The organism is Thalassospira alkalitolerans, from assembly GCF_002115745.1.
Lineage (GTDB): Bacteria > Pseudomonadota > Alphaproteobacteria > Rhodospirillales > Thalassospiraceae > Thalassospira > Thalassospira alkalitolerans.
The window spans coordinates 1-19990 of the sequence record NZ_JFKB01000007.1; the positions used below are offsets into that span (position 1 = coordinate 1).

The 19990-nt window shown below is 53.5% G+C and carries 21 protein-coding genes; 3 read left to right on the top strand and 18 right to left on the bottom strand.

Annotation, left to right across the window (positions count from 1 at the left end):
* Together TALK_RS11160 and TALK_RS11165 are read left to right on the top strand one after the other, a co-directional pair.
* Positions 1–740 (top strand): phage tail protein (locus tag TALK_RS11160; protein ID WP_085618849.1); only part of this gene is annotated, 740 nt, incomplete at its 5' end.
* Positions 741–771: 31 nt separating this feature from the next.
* Positions 772–1976, top strand: a protein-coding gene (locus TALK_RS11165; protein ID WP_245829860.1) for an IS3 family transposase whose coding sequence is annotated in 2 segments (ribosomal slippage) — positions 772–1105 and positions 1105–1976 — 1206 coding nt in all. Because the reading frame shifts where the segments join, the coding sequence is not laid out codon by codon here.
* A gap of 77 nt (positions 1977–2053) precedes the next feature.
* Here TALK_RS11165 and TALK_RS11170 read toward each other — a convergent pair.
* From TALK_RS11170 to atpD, 9 genes are read right to left on the bottom strand one after another with little or no spacing between them, the layout of a single operon-like run.
* Positions 2054–2899 carry a F0F1 ATP synthase subunit gamma gene (locus TALK_RS11170; protein WP_085618851.1) on the bottom strand — a complete coding sequence of 282 codons (846 nt, stop codon included), beginning with the start codon at positions 2897–2899 and terminating at the stop codon, positions 2054–2056.
* The gene (locus TALK_RS11175) at positions 2896–4512 is read right to left on the bottom strand and encodes a F0F1 ATP synthase subunit alpha (protein ID WP_085618853.1); all 1617 of its coding nucleotides are present in this window, start codon (positions 4510–4512) and stop codon (positions 2896–2898) included. The genes TALK_RS11170 and TALK_RS11175 overlap by 4 nt, the downstream gene beginning before the upstream one ends.
* Positions 4499–5239, bottom strand: a complete 741-nt coding sequence (locus TALK_RS11180) for a F0F1 ATP synthase subunit delta (protein WP_085618855.1) — start codon at positions 5237–5239, stop codon at positions 4499–4501. The genes TALK_RS11175 and TALK_RS11180 overlap by 14 nt, the downstream gene beginning before the upstream one ends.
* Positions 5240–5243: 4 nt before the next feature.
* A complete protein-coding gene (locus TALK_RS11185; protein WP_085618857.1) occupies positions 5244–5489 on the bottom strand; it encodes a F0F1 ATP synthase subunit C in 246 nt (81 codons plus the stop codon).
* 11 nt (positions 5490–5500) lie between these two features.
* Complete coding sequence (locus TALK_RS11190) at positions 5501–6199, bottom strand: F0F1 ATP synthase subunit A (RefSeq protein ID WP_085619231.1); 699 nt, start codon at positions 6197–6199, stop codon at positions 5501–5503.
* Positions 6196–6501, bottom strand: coding sequence for an ATP synthase subunit I (locus TALK_RS11195; protein ID WP_245829861.1), 306 nt, complete (start codon positions 6499–6501; stop codon positions 6196–6198). Before TALK_RS11195 ends, TALK_RS11190 begins: the two co-directional genes overlap by 4 nt.
* Positions 6483–6791, bottom strand: a complete 309-nt coding sequence (locus TALK_RS11200; RefSeq protein ID WP_085618861.1) for an AtpZ/AtpI family protein — start codon at positions 6789–6791, stop codon at positions 6483–6485. Before TALK_RS11200 ends, TALK_RS11195 begins: the two co-directional genes overlap by 19 nt.
* Complete coding sequence (locus TALK_RS11205; RefSeq protein WP_085618863.1) at positions 6788–7198, bottom strand: F0F1 ATP synthase subunit epsilon; 411 nt, start codon at positions 7196–7198, stop codon at positions 6788–6790. Before TALK_RS11205 ends, TALK_RS11200 begins: the two co-directional genes overlap by 4 nt.
* Positions 7195–8679, bottom strand: a complete 1485-nt coding sequence (gene atpD / locus TALK_RS11210; protein WP_085618865.1) for a F0F1 ATP synthase subunit beta — start codon at positions 8677–8679, stop codon at positions 7195–7197. The genes TALK_RS11205 and atpD overlap by 4 nt, the downstream gene beginning before the upstream one ends.
* A gap of 394 nt (positions 8680–9073) precedes the next feature.
* On the opposite strand from atpD, the gene TALK_RS11215 reads away from it, so the two are divergent.
* On the top strand, positions 9074–10018 hold the full coding sequence (locus TALK_RS11215) for a cyclase family protein (protein ID WP_085618867.1): 945 nt from the start codon (positions 9074–9076) through the stop codon (positions 10016–10018).
* A gap of 82 nt (positions 10019–10100) precedes the next feature.
* On the opposite strand, the gene TALK_RS11220 is transcribed toward TALK_RS11215, so the two are convergent.
* The 9 genes from TALK_RS11220 to TALK_RS11260 all read right to left on the bottom strand — a co-directional run bounded on the left by TALK_RS11220 (position 10101) and on the right by TALK_RS11260 (position 19966).
* Entirely contained in the window at positions 10101–11255 is a 1155-nt protein-coding gene (locus tag TALK_RS11220) for an iron-containing alcohol dehydrogenase (protein WP_085618869.1), read from the bottom strand.
* 21 nt (positions 11256–11276) lie between these two features.
* A complete protein-coding gene (locus TALK_RS11225; protein WP_085618871.1) occupies positions 11277–12752 on the bottom strand; it encodes an NAD-dependent succinate-semialdehyde dehydrogenase in 1476 nt (491 codons plus the stop codon).
* A 15-nt stretch (positions 12753–12767) separates the two neighbouring features.
* Entirely contained in the window at positions 12768–13922 is a 1155-nt protein-coding gene (locus TALK_RS11230; RefSeq protein WP_085618873.1) for an iron-containing alcohol dehydrogenase, read from the bottom strand.
* A 14-nt stretch (positions 13923–13936) separates the two neighbouring features.
* Positions 13937–14599: an ABC transporter ATP-binding protein gene (locus tag TALK_RS11235; protein ID WP_085618875.1), complete on the bottom strand. Its 663-nt coding sequence runs from the start codon at positions 14597–14599 to the stop codon at positions 13937–13939.
* Positions 14596–15372: an ABC transporter ATP-binding protein gene (locus TALK_RS11240; RefSeq protein ID WP_085618877.1), complete on the bottom strand. Its 777-nt coding sequence runs from the start codon at positions 15370–15372 to the stop codon at positions 14596–14598. The genes TALK_RS11235 and TALK_RS11240 overlap by 4 nt, the downstream gene beginning before the upstream one ends.
* Positions 15369–16316 carry a branched-chain amino acid ABC transporter permease gene (locus TALK_RS11245; protein WP_085618879.1) on the bottom strand — a complete coding sequence of 316 codons (948 nt, stop codon included), beginning with the start codon at positions 16314–16316 and terminating at the stop codon, positions 15369–15371. The genes TALK_RS11240 and TALK_RS11245 overlap by 4 nt, the downstream gene beginning before the upstream one ends.
* A 1-nt stretch (position 16317) precedes the next feature.
* Positions 16318–17217 (bottom strand): branched-chain amino acid ABC transporter permease, encoded by a 900-nt coding sequence (locus TALK_RS11250; protein WP_085618881.1) that lies wholly within the window; start codon positions 17215–17217, stop codon positions 16318–16320.
* A gap of 76 nt (positions 17218–17293) precedes the next feature.
* On the bottom strand, positions 17294–18607 hold the full coding sequence (locus tag TALK_RS11255) for an ABC transporter substrate-binding protein (protein ID WP_085618882.1): 1314 nt from the start codon (positions 18605–18607) through the stop codon (positions 17294–17296).
* Positions 18608–18628: 21 nt separating this feature from the next.
* Positions 18629–19966 (bottom strand): ABC transporter substrate-binding protein, encoded by a 1338-nt coding sequence (locus TALK_RS11260; protein WP_085618884.1) that lies wholly within the window; start codon positions 19964–19966, stop codon positions 18629–18631.
* Between the last annotated feature and the right edge of the window lie 24 nt (positions 19967–19990).

Consider the following 19990-nt stretch of genomic DNA (forward strand, 5'->3'; position numbering starts at 1 on the left):
CAATCACATTTGGCTCCACCATGCTGTCATCGTCGCAGCCTGCACATGCCTGCGACGAAGAGGCCTATATAGGATCAATTTGCGCCACCGCCGCAAGTTATTGTCCTGACGGCTATTTTTACGCCGATGGTCGAAAAGTCGACATCCGGCAATTTAACGTATTATATGCCGTGATTGGCCAAAAATATGGCGGCGACGGCAAAACCGAATTTAACCTTCCAAATTTGTCTGGACGTAGCGTCATCGGCGCGGGGCAAGCGCCGGGGTTGTCCCATATCTCATTAGGAGAAATGGTCGGGCAAGAAACCATGACCCTTACAACATTCGAATTACCATCCCATACCCACGGAGCAAAATTCGATCCTGTCACCGCAACCAATATGCTAACTATTCCCGCGCAGCCGGGCAATTTTTCCATAGATGTCAAAGTCGGCGCATCAACTGCGACCGGTGTAGATACAACCCCCAGCACCACAAACAATGCACTTTCGACCGTTGGCGGCCCCGGCGCACGCATTTACGGGCCGGGCGGTGGAACTGACGTTGCCCTGCAAGGCGTATCGTCCACGGCAACCGGCACCCCGGACTTGCCGAAAATTGAAGCGCAATATGACGCGGTTATAGGCGGCGCAGTAACAATAGGCGAAACTGGGTTAGGCCAGGCATTCGATATTAGGCCACCGCAACTCGCGCTCATCTATTGCATCGCGTACGATGGCACGTACCCGGAGCGGCCGTAGGATGTGTTTGTAAAAATCCAAATGGAAAGCACTGTGCTGTCCTAAAAACCGTCAACGTAACTCAGGATGGCACCCGGTTGTTGATCAGGTTGAAAAAGGGGAGTTAACCTATAAGCAGGCTCAGGACCGCTATGGTATTCAGGGAAGAAGTACAGTTCTGAAATGGCTGCGCAGATATGGTAAGCTGGACTGGTCCACAGCGAGGCACACTGCCATGTCCAATTCGGAAGAAACCCCGGAACAAAAGATCAAGCGTCTTGAGCGTGAACTTGAAGATGAGCGGATCCGCATCATGGTTCTTGATGGCATGATCACCATCATGGATCAGGAATACGGAGCCGGTCTGCGAAAAAAGTATTTATCTGAACTGCAAGAACATTACAGGCGCAAGGCAAAGTCAGTCTGAGCAGAAGTTGCCATTGCTTTGGCCTGTCACGGCAATCGGTTTACCAATTGCTGCAACGTCGTCGACAACGACAGTCGGAGCTTGAACCTCTGTATGCATGTGTGATGCGCCTGCGTCAGCATATGCCCCGGCTCGGCACACGCAAACTCTATCATCTGCTTGCGGATGATTTGCACCGTCTTGGCATCAAGCTGGGACGGGATGGTTTATTTGACTGGCTTAGAGAGCATCGCTTGCTGGTCCAGCGGCGCAAAAACGTTACCAAAACAACCAACAGTCGGCACTGGATGAGAAAGCATCCTAATCTTTTGGCCGACCATAAGGCATACCGCCCCGAGGAAGTGTTTGTCAGTGACATCACCTATATTGAGAGCGATCAGGGTGTTCACTACCTGTCTCTGGTAACAGATGCCTTCTCTCGCAAAATCATGGGGCATGTTCTCAGCCATGAAATGAAAGCGTCCGATGTCGTCAAGGCGCTGAAACAAGCGGTGCGCAATCGCATCACCACATATCCTCTGATCCATCACTCGGACCGGGGATTGCAATATTGTTCCGGGCTGTATCAATCCGTGTTGAAGGAGAACAACATCACCGCGTCGATGACCGACGGCTATGACTGTTATCAGAATGCTTTGGCAGAGCGGGTGAACGGAATACTCAAGCAGGAGTTTCTCTTGCATCGCTGCAAAACTTTTGAAGATCTCAGACAGCTGGTCAAGGAAGCGGTTCAGACTTACAATACAATGCGACCGCACCTCTCCCTGGCTATGCAAACGCCAGAAGTCGTGCATCAAAAAGCCAGCGGAATACATCCGCTGGCTCCATGAAAAAATGTCAACTTATTTTAGGACGGGACATCCCGGACGGTCCCGCTAAAGCGTGTCGCACTTAATCTAAACGTCAGTCACTTTTGAGGGCCCGCGGATGCAATACCGGTTCCCAGTTCAATGATCTCGGCGGTGATTTCTTCTTGCCGGACTTGGCGGAGTTTGGCGCGAAACAGATCAAGTTCACGTTCGATTTGGCTTCCGGCAGAGGACATAGCTTGTAATCGCGCTTCATTCTCTGCGGCAAAGGCATGCAGGGATGCCTTGCAGACCTGCGCATGGAAATAATCTGCGCTGAGGCTGTCGACTAAGGCGGTATTTGAAAGCTGTGTCATCGGAGCTGGGGTGTTGGCCAATGTGAACACGCTTAAATCAATGGGGAAAAGAGTATGACGCATGATTTCACTTTGACCGGAATTCCACCCAGAATAGATGACATCGAGGGTTTCGATTTTGCCGTCATTAACACTCTGATAGATGGCTTTGGAAATGTTATCTGCCATTTTGGGAATGCCCGGCGTATGGGACGGCATGGCGGTGCTCCAAATCGGGGAAAGTCCACGCGTCTTGGCGATGGATACCCCACGTGTCCCAACTAGAAACAGCGTTGTTGTCGTTAGATCATCGTCAATGCTTTCAAGTACATGTTCGCTATAGGCGCCGGCAAAGCCTTGTTCAGCACAGAAAACAAGAAGACCCGTTCGGGGCGTTTGGGATGTTGTAACAACGCGGGGTGGCGCGTTATGGGCAAGGACGCCACTCATGGCTTTTGCGATGGTGGTGGCGTAACTGTCGATGGCGGCGATTTGCGTTCGTGCAACACGGGCACGGGCTGCAGCAATGCCTTTCATGGCGTTGACGACAGCACCAAGTTGTTCGATGCCATCAATGCGGGCGCTGACATCGGCGAGACGGTCGGTCATGATGTCTCTTCCTGCTTGTCAGAGCGGCCATGTGGGGCATTTTTCATGGGATTGGCTTCTTTTTTGTCCTCTGCTTTGACATGGGGTGGGGCTGCTTTGGTGGCGGTATCGGACAATGATGATATGAGGTCATTCATCGCCGTCATCAAAAGGGCGCGTGCGTCATCATCTAATTTACCGGTTTGAGCGATTGCTTGAACGCATTTCGCGGCATTCTTGTTCAATATTTCAGGCAGGCGGGCGCGAAAGTTGGCAACCGCGTCAACCGATAACGGATCAAGCAGGCCTGCTTGGACGGCAAGCATCAGGGCAACAGTGTCGGCAAGACGAAATGGCGTGTGTTGCGGTTGTTTGAGGATTTCGCGAATTCGTGCCCCTCGTTTGAGTTGCTGTTTCACCCGTCCTTCGGGCATGCCGCCAAACCGTGTAAAGACCTCAAGCTCCAGAAATTGTGCGTAGTCGAGCCGCAGTGTACCGGCAGCATCACGCAATAGCCGTGCTTGCGTTTTACCTCCGACACGGCTGACGCTTAGCCCGATATCGACAGCGGGTTTTTGGCCTTGATGAAATAAAGTTGCATCAAGAACAATCTGCCCATCGGTGATCGAAATCAGATTGGTCGGGATATAGGCCGAAAGATTACCGGCATCTGTTTCGGCAACCGGCAGGGCCGTAAGAGAACCGCCCCCAAGCTCCTTTGACAGTTTTGCCGCACGTTCAAGAAGACGGGCATGAATGTAAAACACATCACCGGGATAGGCTTCACGACCCGGCGATTGTCGGGTTAAAAGGGCAATCTCGCGATGGGTTGCGGCGTGTTTTGACAGATCATCAATGACGACAAGGGCATGTTGCCCCTTATCACGGAAGTATTCCGCCATGGTCATCCCGGCATATGGGGCAATCCATTGCAGTCCCGGCGCGCTGGCGGATCCGGCAACAAGGACGATACAGCGGTCAAATGCGCCTTCTGATTGCAGGGCATCTATGGCGCGGCGCACACTGGATGTTTTTTGTCCGACGGCAACATAGATACAAATCATATCGCTTTCGCGCTGTGCGATGATCGCATCAATTGCCAGTGTGGTTTTTCCCGTTGAATGGTCGCCAACGATCAGTTCGCGCTGCCCCCGGCCAAGCGCAAATAATGTATCGACCACCACCAGTCCGGTTTGAACCGGTTCGGTAACCAGGTCACGGTCAATGATGGCGGGGGCGGGGCGTTCGATGGGCAGTTTTTCCGTGGTGGAAAGCTCACCCTTATCATCAAGTGGGCGGCCAAGTGGATCGACGACCCGTCCAAGCAAAGCCTCGCCAACCGGAACCTGAACAATCTCGCCTGTACCAAAGACCGCATCACCGGCCTCAATGGTTGTCGTGCCATCAAGTAAAACACACCCGATAAGGTCAGGGTCAAGAACCCTGGCAAAGCCGACTTGTCCACCTGCAAAGCGCAGAACTTCGTCAAGGCGAACATCACGAAGGCCGGAAATCATGGCAACGCCATCACTGATTTCTTCAACCCGGCCTTTATGTTCGGCGCGGGGGCCGACAGATGCCTTGTCAATCGCGTTCCGGGCCGCAATGCGCCAATCTGCATCATTGGGCTGCATTGTTGAGCTCCTTGAGAATCTCGGCGAGATCAGATTGCCAACTGTTATGCAGGACGAAATGCGAGGTTCGGATTTCCATCCCGGCAATCAAATCGGTATCGGTAACGAATGTGATGGTGGGGGTGCTGCCAAGTGCCTTTTGCACGGATGTGGTGATTTTTGCTTTGTCGGCCGCTTTGATATCCGATGCACTGACCAAATCAATGCCATCTGTGGTTTGGGCCAATGCCGCCCGGTCACTTTCGGGCATGTTTGTGATGGCCTTGATGAGGCGCGAAACAAAAGCTTCCTGAATGCTTGATGTGCTAAGCCGTTGCAAAAGTTTTGCCGCGATTTCGGTCGAAAGTTCGGCGGCCTGTTTGGTGGTTTCGATGCGTGCGGTATCTGTATCACGCGCGAGGGATGCCTTTTCTGCGGCAAAGATTTTTTCGGCTTTTTCGCGCGCTTCTGAAAGCGCCGCTTTGGTTGCCGCATCTGCTTCGCATTTTGCAGAACTGAGAATAGTGTCACGTTCTTTGGTTATGCCGTCGCGGGCCGCGGCGACTTGGGCAAGGGCCGCATCGGCTTTGGCTTGCGTTTCTTTGGCAGCGTCAAGCATGGCTTTTACAGCGTCTTTGCGCTTGCTAATTGCCGCGGCAACCGGGCGCCAGAATACACGTGACAACAGCCACATCAGGATTAAAACATTGATCGCCTGAAGGCCCAGAGTCCACCAGTCAATTGTCATGGTGTCATCCCAGCAACGGATTGGCAAATAGCAATAAAAGCGCGATCACCAGACAGTAAATTGCCGTTGTTTCAATCATCGCAAGACCAACAAACAGGGTCCGCGAGATAGTATTGGCCGCTTCTGGTTGACGGGCGATCGCGTCCATTGCTGCGGCAACAGCCCGACCTTCGGCCAGCGCAGGGCCGATGGCACCAAACGCCACAGCAAAGGCCGCACATATGATACTCGCAAGGTTCAGATATTCCATTTCATATCCTTTTAGTTGGGGGAATGAGGTGGCTTGTGTTTGGAATGATGCGCGCCATCTTCGACGGCAGATGTAATGAATACCATCGCCAGAACGGCAAAGATGTAGGCCTGAACAAGCCCGGTCAGTAGATCAAGTGCCATAAGGGGGATGGGCACAAGAAGCCCGGCGAGTGATGCAACAATCCCGATGACGAACACCCCGCTCATCACATTGCCAAACAGACGCACAAACATGGAAAACGCCCGCGTCACACTTTCAATCATATTAAGTGGGATCATTACGGGATTGGGGGCGGCAAAAGATCGCAGATATCCCCTGACGCCAGAGCCTCTTATGCCGAACCAGATGACAGACAGGAACACCAGTGTTGCAAGTGCAGCATCGGTTTCAAGTTGGGCCGTCGGTGGCTCAATACCAGGGACCAGTGATGACCAGTTTGCGATCAGGATAAACAGGAACAATGAGCCAATAAAACCGCGATAAGGTGCTGGTTCTGCGCCGCTTGTTTCACGAATTTGGTTGTCAATGGTGTCTACCAGAAGTTCGAGGGCCGCCTGACGTTTGGTGGCGGTTAGATCAAGTTGCCGGGTCAGTAGAAAAGCACCCGTGATCAGAATGATCATGATCCCCCAAGTGGTGACAACGGCAAGCGTGATGGGGACGGGGCCCAGATAAAAAAGAACTAGGGATTCAAGTGGCGAGGTCATGCGCGGACGCCCCATTTACGACGGATGATGAGTTCGCGTCCTGCGATGACACCAGCCAATGTACCAAGAATTCCAATCCCACCGGTTGGAATAGCAATGGCAAACCCCGCCGCCAGAACAATCAATCGGGCGAATGCCAAAGCGATGACAAGTGCAGGTTTGTGCCCTTTGACGATCAGATCGGCCGTCAATTGCAGGCTGCGAAAATAGACAGCCCCCAAAACACCCCCGCCAATAAAACAAACCGGGAGCAGCAGTAAAATTGGCCAAGTATCAGGATGCATCATCGCGTATTCATCCATTTCCAAGCAGACCATCCGCCGATTAACAGCCCCACAACCAAAAGGGGGCCTGTCCAGAAAATGCCGGTTTCAAGACGTTTATCGATCCAGTGCCCCAAAAACAGCCCACCAAGGGTCGGTACAATAATGATCCAGCCCAATACCCCGATTTGCGCCAAACGCCGCCCGATTGACATGTCGCCTTCGCGCAACCAGCGCTCTTGTCGATCGCGACGCAGCCGGACTTCGCGCACCAATGGGTCTTCGTTTGGTGATGGCGAATTTGGGTGTTTGTCCGATGTTTCTGTCACCGGAAAGATTCCTTGTTTGCTGTTGCGCCAAGACGCGTGATCATTCGTCGAATGGCGTGCATCTGTAAACGCATTGCCTCAACATGCTCGACCCGTTCTTCGTCGGCTTCTGACTGAAAGCGGAGCAAGACTTCCTCATCAAGTGTTGAAAGGTCGTCGCCGGTGACAGCTTCGCGGGTTGCGATGGCGACGTTTGTTTTCCCGCTCACGGTCATGACACCTTTGCGCACGGCACAAAACCGATCTTTGTCTGCAACGCGCCAGCTAACGATTGAAATTGAAAGTGCGGTTAAAAACGGAGCATGGCCGGGAAGGATGCCAAAACTTCCGCTGTCATCTTCTGCGCGCAGACTTTCAATTTCTTCGTCAACGATAATTGAAAGCGGGGTGATGATCTCAAGCCTCATGCGCGGGCCTCCTTATCGGCAATACCTGCGTCTTGCTTTTTCTCTGCCGCATTTGCTTTGGCTTCTTTCGAGCGGGCATCCTCGAACGTTCCGACCATATAAAGCGAGCTTTCCACCCAGTCATCTGCTTCACCGCTTAGAATAGCCCGACATCCTGATAGGGTATCGGCAAGCGGAACACTGGTGCCCGGGGTGCCGGTGAAGGCCTGTGTGACCATGAACGGCTGGGTTAAAAAACGTTGCAGTCGTCGGGCTCGTTTGACGATTTTTCGGTCCTCAGCGCCCAGTTCTTCGATACCCAGTAACGAGATAATGTCGGTCAGTTCCCGAAACCGTGCCAGAGCCTGACGGACGGCTTCGGCAGTTGCGTAATGTTCTTCGCCAACGACCAGCGGGTCGAGTAACATCGACGATGAACCAAGCGGATCAATCGCTGGATAGAAACCTTCGGCGGCCTGGCTTCGCGACAGCACGATGACGCAATCCATATGGCTTGAAATGGTGGTTACGGCCGGATCGGTAAAATCATCGGCGGGCACATAGACGGCCTGAATTGCGGTGACAGCAGCACCTGCAACCGATGCAATGCGTTCCTGAAGTCCGGCAACTTCGGTTGCCAGGGTTGGCTGATAGCCAACACGTGATGGTAAACGGCCCAACAGGCTTGATACTTCTGCACCGGCTTGGACAAAACGAAATACATTATCCATCAGTAACAGCACATTTTGATGTTTCTGATCGCGAAAATATTCCGAAACCGTCAGGGCAGTCAGTGGGGCGCGCCAACGCGCACCGGGCGGTTCATTCATCTGCCCATAGACAAGCACTGTTCGTTCCAAAACGCCCGATGCTTGCATTTCGGTCAGAAGTTCATGACCTTCGCGCGACCGTTCGCCAATGCCGGCAAACACCGAAATGCCTTTGTATTTCTCGACCATGGCATGGATCAGTTCCATCACCAGAACCGTTTTCCCAACACCGGCACCCCCAAACATTGCCGCCTTGCCGCCCTGGGCCATCGGGGTCAGAAGATCAATGACCTTGATCCCCGTTTCGAAGATATCGGTTGTGCGTGTTTGTGATTGCAAAAGTGGCGGTGATGCATGGATCGGACGACGTGGTGTATCTTTGGGAAGTGCGGGGCCGTTATCTTTCGGTTCGCCGACAACATCAAGAAGTCGCCCGAGAACAGCCTCTCCAACAGGAACAGTGACAGCGGTTCCGGTTGCGTGAACAGCCACACCACGTGCCAATCCTGCTGTGGATTGAAAGGCAACAGCACGCAAGGTGTTCAGGTCAAGGTGACTGTGAACTTCCAAGGTCAAGGGAGTTGGCCGATCCCATGCCACTATCAGTGAAGAATTGATCGGCGGTAAATCTGTATCGCTGAAAACCACGTCAACAACCGCACCGCGAACTGCGGATACGATACCGTGTAAGTGGTGAATGTTTTCGTCGGTTAGGGCGTCATCCGATTGCATGATAGTAAGCCCTCCTGACCAGTGACGGTCACGGCATTGATGAACTTTGACAGTTCATTCATCAATATCATAGCTGCAAATGGTGAGCCGAATATTGATTTATATTAAGTTTTATTTCGTCGATCGGTTTTCATGTCACGGGCTGCAATGGTGGGGCACTTAATGACCCAATGCCTGCTCGCTCTCGTGCGGGCTTTTCAAATGTTCGTTTGTCGGGTGCAGGGGTACAAACTGGCGATGCCTTGAATGCGCGCGTGAGCGATAAACGATCAGTATAAACTTCAAGTTGAGCTGATTGCGCTCTTTCTTATGTATATCAGCGCTGTTTTCGGGCTTGTTTTCTTGGCATGTTAATTGCTGTTTCCTCAGTCCTTATCAACTTAGGGAGGAAACAATGCATAAATCAAAAATACTCATCGCAGCGTCGGTCATTCTGGGCATGACCAGTGCAACAGCGGTTCAAGCCGAAGACCGGTTTGCATCAAAATTTGGTCCCGAAGATCAGATTGGTGCGGCGAATAATCTGAGTGCGGATACGACCTTGGCTGCGAGCAAACTGATTTCGACGGGCAAGGTTTATTCGCTGGGGATGGTTATCTCGCGCGAGACACCGGCCTTTGCGCCGCGTGGTGTTGCGGTTACGGTTTTCTCGCCAAGTCAAAGTGGTAACAAGACCATCGGCAGCAATTCCGGAACATATAATGATGATATGTTCACAGGCTGGTTGGGGGTAGGCACCCAGATTGATGGCCTTGGTCATCTTGGTGACCATCATACCTATTATAATAACAACCATGCCGAGGACTTTGTTTTGGCCACCGGCCTGACCAAGCTTGGTATTGAAAATGTGCCACCAATGGCAACCCGTGGTGTGTTACTTGATATCGCGGCGATCAAGGGAACCGACCGTCTGGAAGGCGGGTATGTCATTAGTCTTGATGATGTGATGAAAGCCCAGAAAGCCGCCGGGACGGAAATCCGCAAAGGTGACGTGGTTCTGTTCCACACGGGATGGCTTGATCTGGTGGGCAAGGATGATGGCCTATATGGTCGAACCGAACCCGGTGTTGGTCTTGAAGCGGCTGCATGGTTGGCCGACAAGGGCGTGGTCGCCGTGGGTGCCGATACATGGGGGCTTGAAGCCGTCCCGCATGAAGACCCTGATGCGTTTTTCCCGGTCCATGTTAAACTTCTGGCCGAGAACGGGGTCTATATCCTTGAAAATATTGTAACCCGTGACCTTGCCGCTGATGGTGCGCATGAGTTCCTGTTTGTGCTTGGTCAGGCCAAGCTTAAGGGAGCCGTGCAGATGATCATTAACCCGGTTGCGGTGCGTTGATCCAGGGCTGTTAACGTTAAAAACGAAAACCGGCGGTCCATCGGGATCGCCGGTTTTCTTTTGGATGATCGATCTTCTGGGCTTAGTAGACTTGCCGATAGATGGCCTCGATCTCGGATGCGGTCATATCACGCGGGTTGCTTTCGATCAGGCGGTAAATCTTGGTAAAGACCTCATCAGCCATTTCAGGCAAGGCGTCTTTGGTAACGCCAAGATCACGCAGGCGGGTTTCAAGGCCGCTGGCCGGAACCATTTCTTCGATGCGTTGAACAAACTTTTCTGCGGCTTCTTCGTCGGATTTAAAGTCTGTCTGATCGAGAATACAGGGTGCCAATTCGGCGTAAAGTTTGCCTGCTGCGGGCAGGTTAAAACGCAGAACCTGCGCCATGACCAGTGCATTGGCATGACCATGCGGAATATGAAAACGCGCACCAAGCGGATAGGCCAAACCATGAATGGCGGCAACGGATGCATTGGCAAAAGCCATTCCGGCAATCAGGGATCCTTGCAGCATGGCCGAACGGGCATCCTTGTCCGACGGGTTTTCAATCACCTTCATCAGGTTCTTGCCCAGCAAAGACAAAGCAGTCACCGCCATGCCATCGGCAATGGGGTTTTTGCGCGTGCGACTTGTATATCCCTCAATCGCGTGGACCATTGCATCAAGGCCGGTGGCCGCAGTTACTTTTTGCGGCAGGCCATAGGTCAGTTCCGGGTCCAGAAGGGCGATATCGGGCATCAGTTGCGGGGTATAGACAACCTGTTTGAGGTTATCGGGATCGGTAATGACCGAAACCCAGGTAACCTCGGATCCAGTACCGGCCGTAGTCGGGATTTGGATCAGGGGCAAGCGATCACCAACCGCCTTGTCGATGCCGTAGATTTCGTTGATGGTTTGATCTGAATTGATCAGAAGCGCAACCAGCTTGGCACTGTCAAGCGAGCTTCCCCCGCCAAGACCGATAACGCCATCGGCCTTCCAGTCTTTTGCCCCATCGATTGCCTTTTGGACAATATGCTGGGGGGGATCTGCGGCAACCTCGGAAAATATCTGTACCGCGATCCCAACGGATTCCAGTGATTTTTGCACCTGATCAGCAAAACCAAGTGCGACAATACCCGGATCGCAGACGATGGTGACACGGGTGGCACCCAGTTCTTTCATCAACGGGCCGGTTTTGATAATGCCACCGGCTTTGCAGATGATGCGCGGGACACTTCGAAACATGAAACTCATGATTGGTTTCCTTATCCGGGATCAGTTGGCTTTCCCGGCGAGACCGCCGAGACACATATATTTGATTTCAACAAAGTCATCGACGCCGTATTTCGACCCTTCGCGGCCGATACCGGATTCTTTGACACCGCCAAACGGTGCTGCCTCTGTTGAAATGATCCCTTCATTAATGCCAACAATGCCGTATTCAAGTGCCTCGCCAACCCGCCAGATGCGCCCGATGTCACGGGCATAGAAATAGGCTGCCAGACCAAACGGTGTATCGTTGGCCATGCGGATGGCTTCGTCTTCATCGTGGAACCGAAACAATGGTGCAACCGGACCAAAGATTTCTTCGGAGAAAATCCGCATATCGGCTGTGACACCGGTCAGAATGGTCGGAGTGAAGAAATTGCTGTCTGGTTTTTCGCGCTTGCCACCAAGGACGGCTTTTGCCCCCTTGGAAACCGCATCGGCGACCAGTGTTTCAACCTTTTCGATGGCCTTGGTATTGATCAGCGGACCCTGTGTCACGCCATCTTCGGTGCCGTTGCCAACGCGCAGTTTGGCAACCGCGTGACTAAGTTTTTCAGCAAAGGCATCATAAACACTGTCCTGTACCAGAATGCGGTTGGCACAAACACAGGTCTGACCGGCATTGCGGTATTTTGATGCAATCGCACCAGCAACGGCTTCGTCAAGGTCTGCATCATCAAAGACGATAAACGGGGCATTGCCGCCCAGTTCAAGGCTGACTTTTTTGACGGTATCGGAACATTGCCGCATCAAAAGTTTGCCAACCTGCGTCGATCCGGTGAAGGATAATTTGCGCACAATCGGATTGCCGGTCAGCTCGTTTCCGATTTCCGCCCCGTGCGATGCCGTCACAACATTGATAACCCCATCAGGGAAACCAGCACGACGGGCCAGTTCAGCCAAGGCCAGCGCGGTTAGCGGGGTGTCTTCGGCCGGTTTGATGACAACTGTACATCCCGCAGCCAAGGCCGGGGCACATTTGCGCGTAATCATCGCCATCGGGAAGTTCCACGGCGTAATGGCGGCAATAACACCGATGGGTTGTTTGACGGTGATGATGCGTTTATCCGCACCATGCGATGGAATGACATCGCCATAGATGCGTTTGCCTTCTTCGGCGAACCATTCAATGAAGGATGCGCCATAAGCGACTTCACCGGCGGCCTCGGCAAGGGGTTTGCCTTGTTCGCGGGTCATCAGAAGGGCAAGGTCGGCCTGTGCCGCCATGCAAAGGTCAAACCATTTACGCAGGATGTTCGCACGGTCTTTTGCCGTTCGTGCACGCCATGCTGGCAGGGCGGTGTTCGCACTTTCGATGGCGTAACGGGTTTCAGATGCACCCATATCAGGCACATCGGCAAGATGTTCACCCGTGGCCGGATCAAGCACGGCAAAGGTTTTGCCAGATGTCGCATCTGTCCATGCGCCATTGATGTGGCCTTTGGTTTGCCAAAGGGCGGGATCATTCAGGGTAAGGGGCATTGTGGGGCTCCGTCGTTAAAGTACGGTGGCGTAGATATCGCGTGCGGCGGCAAAGGTCATTTCGCGCGGATTATTGATCAATAACCGTTCGACCTTCATCGCATCGGTTGCCAACATGTCCAGGTCGCTTTCTGATACACCGACTTCGCGCAATGTTTTGGCAAAGGGCATGCGTTGCACCATGTCGGTCATAAAATCGATGAAACGATCACATGCGACCTTGTCATCGGCAAAACGTTCGGCTGGCAGCACCGCACGGGCAAGTTCGGCGTACTGGTTGCGTGCAGCGTCACGATTGAATTTCAGGACTTCGATCAGGACCAGTGCGTTGCTGTGACCATGCGGAACATGGAAATGACCGCCCAGCGGATAAGCCAGTGCATGGACCGCTGCAACCGGGGCATTGGCAAAGGCCATTCCGGCCATCATTGATCCCTGAAGCATGGCTTCGCGGGATGCCTGACTTGGGGTCGTCGAAACTGCATCGTCAATATTGGTGGTCATCAGTTGCAGCGCGCGGATGGCCAGACCGTCAGACAGGGCATTTTTCTTGTACTTCGTCGTATAGGCCTCAATCGCGTGGACCATTGCATCAATGCCGGTCATCGCCGTGATCGATGCCGGAAGACCCATGGTCAGTTTGGCATCCAGAAGCGCGATGTCAGGATACAGAAGGCTTGAAACAACACCCTTCTTTTCCTGTGTCGGGGTGGTGACGATCGAAATTGGTGTGACTTCCGATCCGGTTCCTGCCGTTGTCGGAACCTGTATCAGTGGCAGGCGCGGGCCTTTGGCCAAACCGATACCATAGATGTCGGAAAGTTTCTGATCGTGACCGCATAAAAGCGCAACCAGCTTGGCGGTATCCATCGATGATCCGCCGCCCAAACCGATAATGATATCGGCATTGAAATCAGTCGCACCTTTGACAGCGTCAAGAATGGTGGATTCCGGTGGATCGGCTTCAACCCGTGTCCACAGAAGGGTTTCAATTCCTGCCTGTTTAAGGGCATCAAACGGGGCATCAATCAAACCGACCTTTTGAAGGCCGGGATCGGTGATCAGTATCGCACGCTTTGTGCCCAGTTCGGAACACAGCGCCCCCAGTTTCAGGGCACCATCAAATTCACAAATAACGCGCGGGGTGGTTTCAAATGTAAAATCAAACATCGGGGAACCTCTTTTCAGGCGGGCTGCATTTCGGCGGCGTGAACCGTGCCGCGTTCTATGCGGTACGATCCATCGACCAGATCGGCGGAATGGATGTCGTCGGATTCAGAAATCAGGACACATAACCCACTGCTGCCGAGGCTTGCGATTACTTCGCTTAATCGACGCGACAGAACCGGGGCGACGCCTTCGAACGGTTCATCAAGTAACAGCAACCGGCGACCGGGCATCAGGGCACGGGCAAGTGACACCAGTTTTTGCTGGCCACCGGAAAGCTGAAGGGCGCGACGATGACGGAACTGGGCAATTTCCGGTAACAGATCATAGGCCCATTCAAGCCGTTCGGCCGCATCCTTGATGCCATTGGTCCATGCAGGCATCAGGATGTTTTCCTCGACCGTAAGGGACGGGATCAGGCGCCGGTCTTCGGGCATATAGCTGATGCCGCATCTCGCACGTCGGTAATCGGCCATCTTGCGCAGGTTCTGGCCATCAAATGTGATGGCACCGTCTTCTGCGTTAAGCAGGCCCATGATCGCCCGCATCAAGGTGGTTTTGCCGGCCCCGTTATGACCGATCAGGCCAATCATTTTGCCTTCGGGAACGCTTAGTGTTACATCGCGCAGGATCGGGATGTTGCCGATAGAGACATTCAGATTGTTGATATCAAGGGTCATGATGCACCGTTCCCTTTTTTCTGTGTGGGGCGATGCCCGGTCACAAGATCGCGGACCCGTTCATCGGCCAGAACGGCCGATGGTTTGCCATCGGCAATGATTTCACCGCTATAGAAGGCAAGAACCCGCGAGACATAGCGTTCGACGACATCCATGTCGTGTTCGACAAACAGCACGGTCACACCATGCTGACGCACGGCATTCATCACCGTATCCATCAGTCCGGTTTTTTCATCCATGCTGACACCGCTGGTTGGTTCATCAAGCAGCAGCATCTGCGGATTGCCGATCAATGCCATTGCAATATCGACCAGTTTGCGCGCGCCTTGCGGGACGGCGGTGACGGTCGAATTGCGATAATTGACAACCCCGAATTCGGTGAGGATTTCTTCGGCACGTGCTATGCGCGCATCACTGCGAAGCGGGCTTAGGAAACTGGGGCGGGGGCTTTCGGCAGCGGCAAGGGCAACGACAAGATTGTCGATAACCGACATTTCCGGGAACAGCTGCGCGACCTGAAACGACCGGGCCATTCCTGCACGGGTAATCGCGCGCGGGGAATGACCAAGGATGGATTTGCCATTGAACAGGATTTCACCACGCGTCGGTTTTAAATAGCCGGTGACCATATTGATGAAGGTGGTCTTGCCCGCACCGTTGGAGCCGATAACACCGACAATTTCGCCTTTTGCGACCTTCACATTCAGGTCCTTGGCCGCAATGACGGCGCCGAATTCCTTGTTCAGGGATCGGGTTTCAAGAATGTTGGTCATGCGCGTTCTCCTGACTTTTCACGTGAGACCAGGCTCCAAAGGCCCTTTGGCAAGAACACGATGACGCCAAGCAATGTGAAACCGAGGATCATCTGCCAGGTGTGGGGGACAAACTCGATTGCGTAGGTCCGAACGACCGAGAAGACAATGGCAGCAATGAACGGGGCTGCGACATGGCCAAGTCCGCCCAGAAGGGCAATGAAGATGAATTCGCCCGATGTCGTCCAATAAGCCATTTCCGGGTCAACATGACCGGTTGCAAGGGCGGTTAACCCGCCGCCAAGTGCCGAAACGGATGCTGCTGCGACATAGTTGCCGTACAAAACCCAACGTGGGGACAGGCCAAGATATTCCACCCGGACTTCGTTTTCACGTATGGCTTCGCAAATGACACCGATACCGGCCTTGGTATAACGATGGATTAAAACCGCAATCACAAGACCGGAAAGAACTGTCATGGTGAAAACGGTTTGCTGGCTTCCGGCGCCGACTTCGGGGGCCCAGCCAAATACGGTCCAGTTATGAACGTTAAAGCCATCCGTGCTGCCCAGACTCTGACTTTTGACCAGAATGCCAAACAGGATCATGGAAAAGGCCAGTGACAGCATCGCAAAGAAGATATCGCGATATCGCGTCAAAAGCAGACCAAGGATCATGGCAACGACAATGGCAACCAAGACACCCAGCGCAAGGGCGGCAATCGCATCATGAATGCCAAAAAATTGCCCGCCCATGCCGACGGTATAGCCGCCGATGCAATAAAACAGGCCCTGACCAAATGAGACCAGACCGGAACGCATCTGCATGACCACGCCTTGTACAACCAGCGCCTTGGCAAAGGCGATGGTCATAAGGAAGATCAACCAGCCGGGCGATACAAACCCGAAGAGTACACAGGCAATTGCGACCGCCGCCAGCGAGATTTCAGTTTTATCAAAACGCATGTCAGATTTTCCTCGCGAGCGTTCGGCCGAACAGGCCTTCAGGGCGGAACGCCAGAACCAGCGACATCACGCCATAAATGACGAAAAGCTCGAATTCCGGGGCATAGTGCACAGCGGCTGCACGGCTTAGCCCGACAAGAAGAGCACCAACCGCAGCACCACCGATGCTGCCAAGTCCGCCAATTACGACGACGGCAAAGGCCAGAACGATAACTTCAATCCCGATACCCGGGACAACCGAAATGGCAGGGGCGGTTAACGCACCAGCGAGCGCGCCAAGTGTCGTGCCAAGAACAAAGGTGATGGTAAACATCAGGCGGACATTGACACCCATCGCGACCGAAATTTCGCGGTCGTGAATCATGGCACGCAGGACCTTGCCCTGATTGGTGCGTTCAAGCCATGCCCAAAGGCCGAGCCCAAGCAGGGCCGAAACGCCGACAAGTGCAAGATCGTAATTGGAAACCTTTAAAAGGCCGAGTGACGTTCGACCCAGTTCGGAATAGGGCTGATACGCGAAATACGGACTAACCCCCCAGACGATTTTCATCGTGTCTTCCAGGATCAGCAACAGCGCATAGGTAATGATGACCATCAGGATTTCGTCGCGGCCATACATCAGGCGCAGTAACCCGCGTTCAACGATCACACCAACAATCAGCCCGGCAACCAGTGCGGCACCAACAAGTAAAAGATAACTGATCCAGGCTGGACCAACACCATTGTTGAAATACCAGCCGACAAGCGACGCAGCAGAATAGGCACCGATGGCATAGAAGCTGCCATGCGCCATATTCAGGATGCGCATTACGCCGTAAATCACGGTCAAGCCGGCAGCAACAAGAAACAGCCACGAGGCATAGATCGAGCCATCGATCAGGACGGCAAGAAGACTTGTCATCACGAAATTCCAGTACACGAGAGAAAGGGCGGGCATCCCGCAAAAGAGATGCCCGCAGTCTCAGGGAAGCATGGGATTAGTTACAGGTAGCACCCGGGAAACCTTCGGAGATCCAGGTTGCTGCATCCACACCTTCTGGCGGGGTTACGCATTCACCATCGAACGAAACGGCATTGACGATGGATGCTTTGCCGTCTTCGTAATGGTATTGCCCATAGGTGATGCCCTGCATGGCTTGATGACCATTAGCACGCGCCATTTCAACGGTACCTGATACCGATTCAAATGTTGCGCCCTTGATGCCCGATGCAAGCTGTTCTGCGGTTGGGATTTCCTTGTCGGCAACGCCGGCATTCTCGGCCGCAAATTTCAGACCAAGGATGGCCTGCACCATTTTGGTTGCCGGATAAACCGGATCAAGATCATAGGCCGCGTTGTAGACCCCCTTGAACCAGGTGTTGAGTTCGTTGTTCGGTGCAAAGGCACCAAACGGACCACGTGCCCCAATGATCATGCCATTCGGGGCTTGATCTTTATAGTTGGCAAAGCTTGCTTCGCCACAGGTCAGAAGGCCGGTTGCATCTTCAAGAAGGCCACGGGCATTTGCCTGAAGGACAAGTGCTTCCATGTCACCACCCCAGAAGGAGCTGTGAAGGATTTCCGGGCGTTTCACTGACAGGGCAGAAATTTCTGCGCCGTACTGACCCTGATAGATTTTCGGGAACTGTTCTTCGACGATTTCTGCATCAGGAAGAAGTTTTGCTGCGGCAGCGGTGAAATCAGCCCAACTGTCCTGGCCCCAGGAATAGTTCTGCTGGATACCCGAAAGACGGGTTACGTCCGGGCGGGTCGCTGCGAGGTAACGCGCTGCACCGATATTGTCGACCGATGCGTCAAGGCCGGTACGGAACATGTACTGGGCGTCGGCATTGTCGGCAAACAGACGGGGAGTACCGCAATCATATGCGATCGTGAAGGTTTTCAGCTCTTCGGCAACCGGTGCGATGGCAAGGCAATCACCCGACGAAACATAACCAATGACAGCATCGACTTTCTGACGCTGAACCAGGTTGCGGTATTCTTCGACCTGTTTGGTCGCGCCACCGGCTTCGTCAATGATGACGGCTTCGATTTCCAAGCCATTGATGCCCATTTTATTGTATGGGGCCGGAACGTCGCCTTTGTTTAGTGCTTCAACAAGCACTTTGGCGGCGTTGGCGGACGGAACACCAAACGGACCAGCAGCCGGACCGGACAGGAACGTCACGATACCAACACGGAACTTGCCGTTTTCAGCGGCCGATGCGCCGGATGCGAGACCTGCCGACAGGGCCAGAGCCGCGACGCCCGAAACCAGGTATTTGCTGAAGTTTGATTTATTGTTCTTCACTTTTTCCTCCCTAGGAAAGGTTTATGGTGTTGGTGGTGGAACAGCCTCTGACCCGCCCGCCACAGCATCGCGGCGGAGTTTGACCATCTTTTTTGATGGTTTGAGGTCTTCGGCGTCATAGATCGCCCAATTTCCAACCATCAATTTTGACGGCGGAAAATCTTCGTTATGGACGACGGTGCCCACGGCTTGCGCCTGGACAATCTGGTGGGTGTCTGGATCGATATAGGATGCAAAACCCGGCGGATCTTCGGGCAGGGCAAGTTGCAATCCTTCGAGTGCCTTGATCAAGGCGCGGTCATCGTCTGCGCTGCCTGCTTTTTCAATCGCACGTGCAATCGCCATGATGCCGGTATATGCGCCTTCGGCGGCATAGGTCGGATAGCGGCCGGTCATTTCATGAAACTGGGTGACAAATCGTTTGTTGCGTCCGGTATCGGGCCAGTTGTTATGGTGGCGTGCCGACAGGATCAGCCCCGGATAAGGTTGATCGCCCAGCGCCATCATCACATCGTAATTTGCCCCGGTATCAAAATTGGCCAGCCGAGTGGTTTCAAAGAAACGGGTGGTTGCGGCCTGTTTGATAAAGGCAATGAAATCCCCCCCCCACAGTGCGGTGACAACGATGTCGGCCTTTGCGGATTGAAGGGCGTTGATATAAATCGAATAGTCCGGCTCATACAGTTTTGGCCACAGTTCCCCGACGCTTTCATATTCAACACCCAGTTCGTTGAGTGCCAGTTGAAGGTCGGACCAGGAAACATGGCCGTAATCATAATCCGGGCCAATAAAAGCCAGTTTGCGCCAGCCGGTTTCTTTTTGCAGGTCACGCAGGTACCGCGCACCTGCCGCCATCGAGGTCCAGCTGTCATTGGTGACACGGAAATAATATTCATGCCCGGCTTCGATGCTTAGCCGTGATGATGCATGATCGGTACCGACCATGATGATTTTTTCGCGCAGGGCAAGATCACTGACCGCGTGGGCCACACCGGATGAAACAATGCCACAAAAGAACCGGACCTTGTCATTGGTGATGAAGTCCTGCGCCAGACGCACGGCATAGGATGCCTTTGACCGTGGATCGTCGGCAATGATGCGCAATTTGGGGGCAGGAAGACCGGTTGCGGCTTCGGCAGCAAGGTCATCAAGCGCAATCTGGATGCCGACAATGCTGTCACGGCCATAAGTCGCCGATCTGCCGGTCATCGGGTACAAACAGCCTACGACCGCGTCCGCCTCTGCGGGCGTCGCGCCGAGTTCAAAACGTTCTGCCTGTGCAGGTTTGCCTGTCAACAGGATCAACGTTGCTGCAATGATGGTGATGCACCCGGAAACCGGGCGATATCGCATCTCCATGACTTTCCTCCCTACGAATGGTTG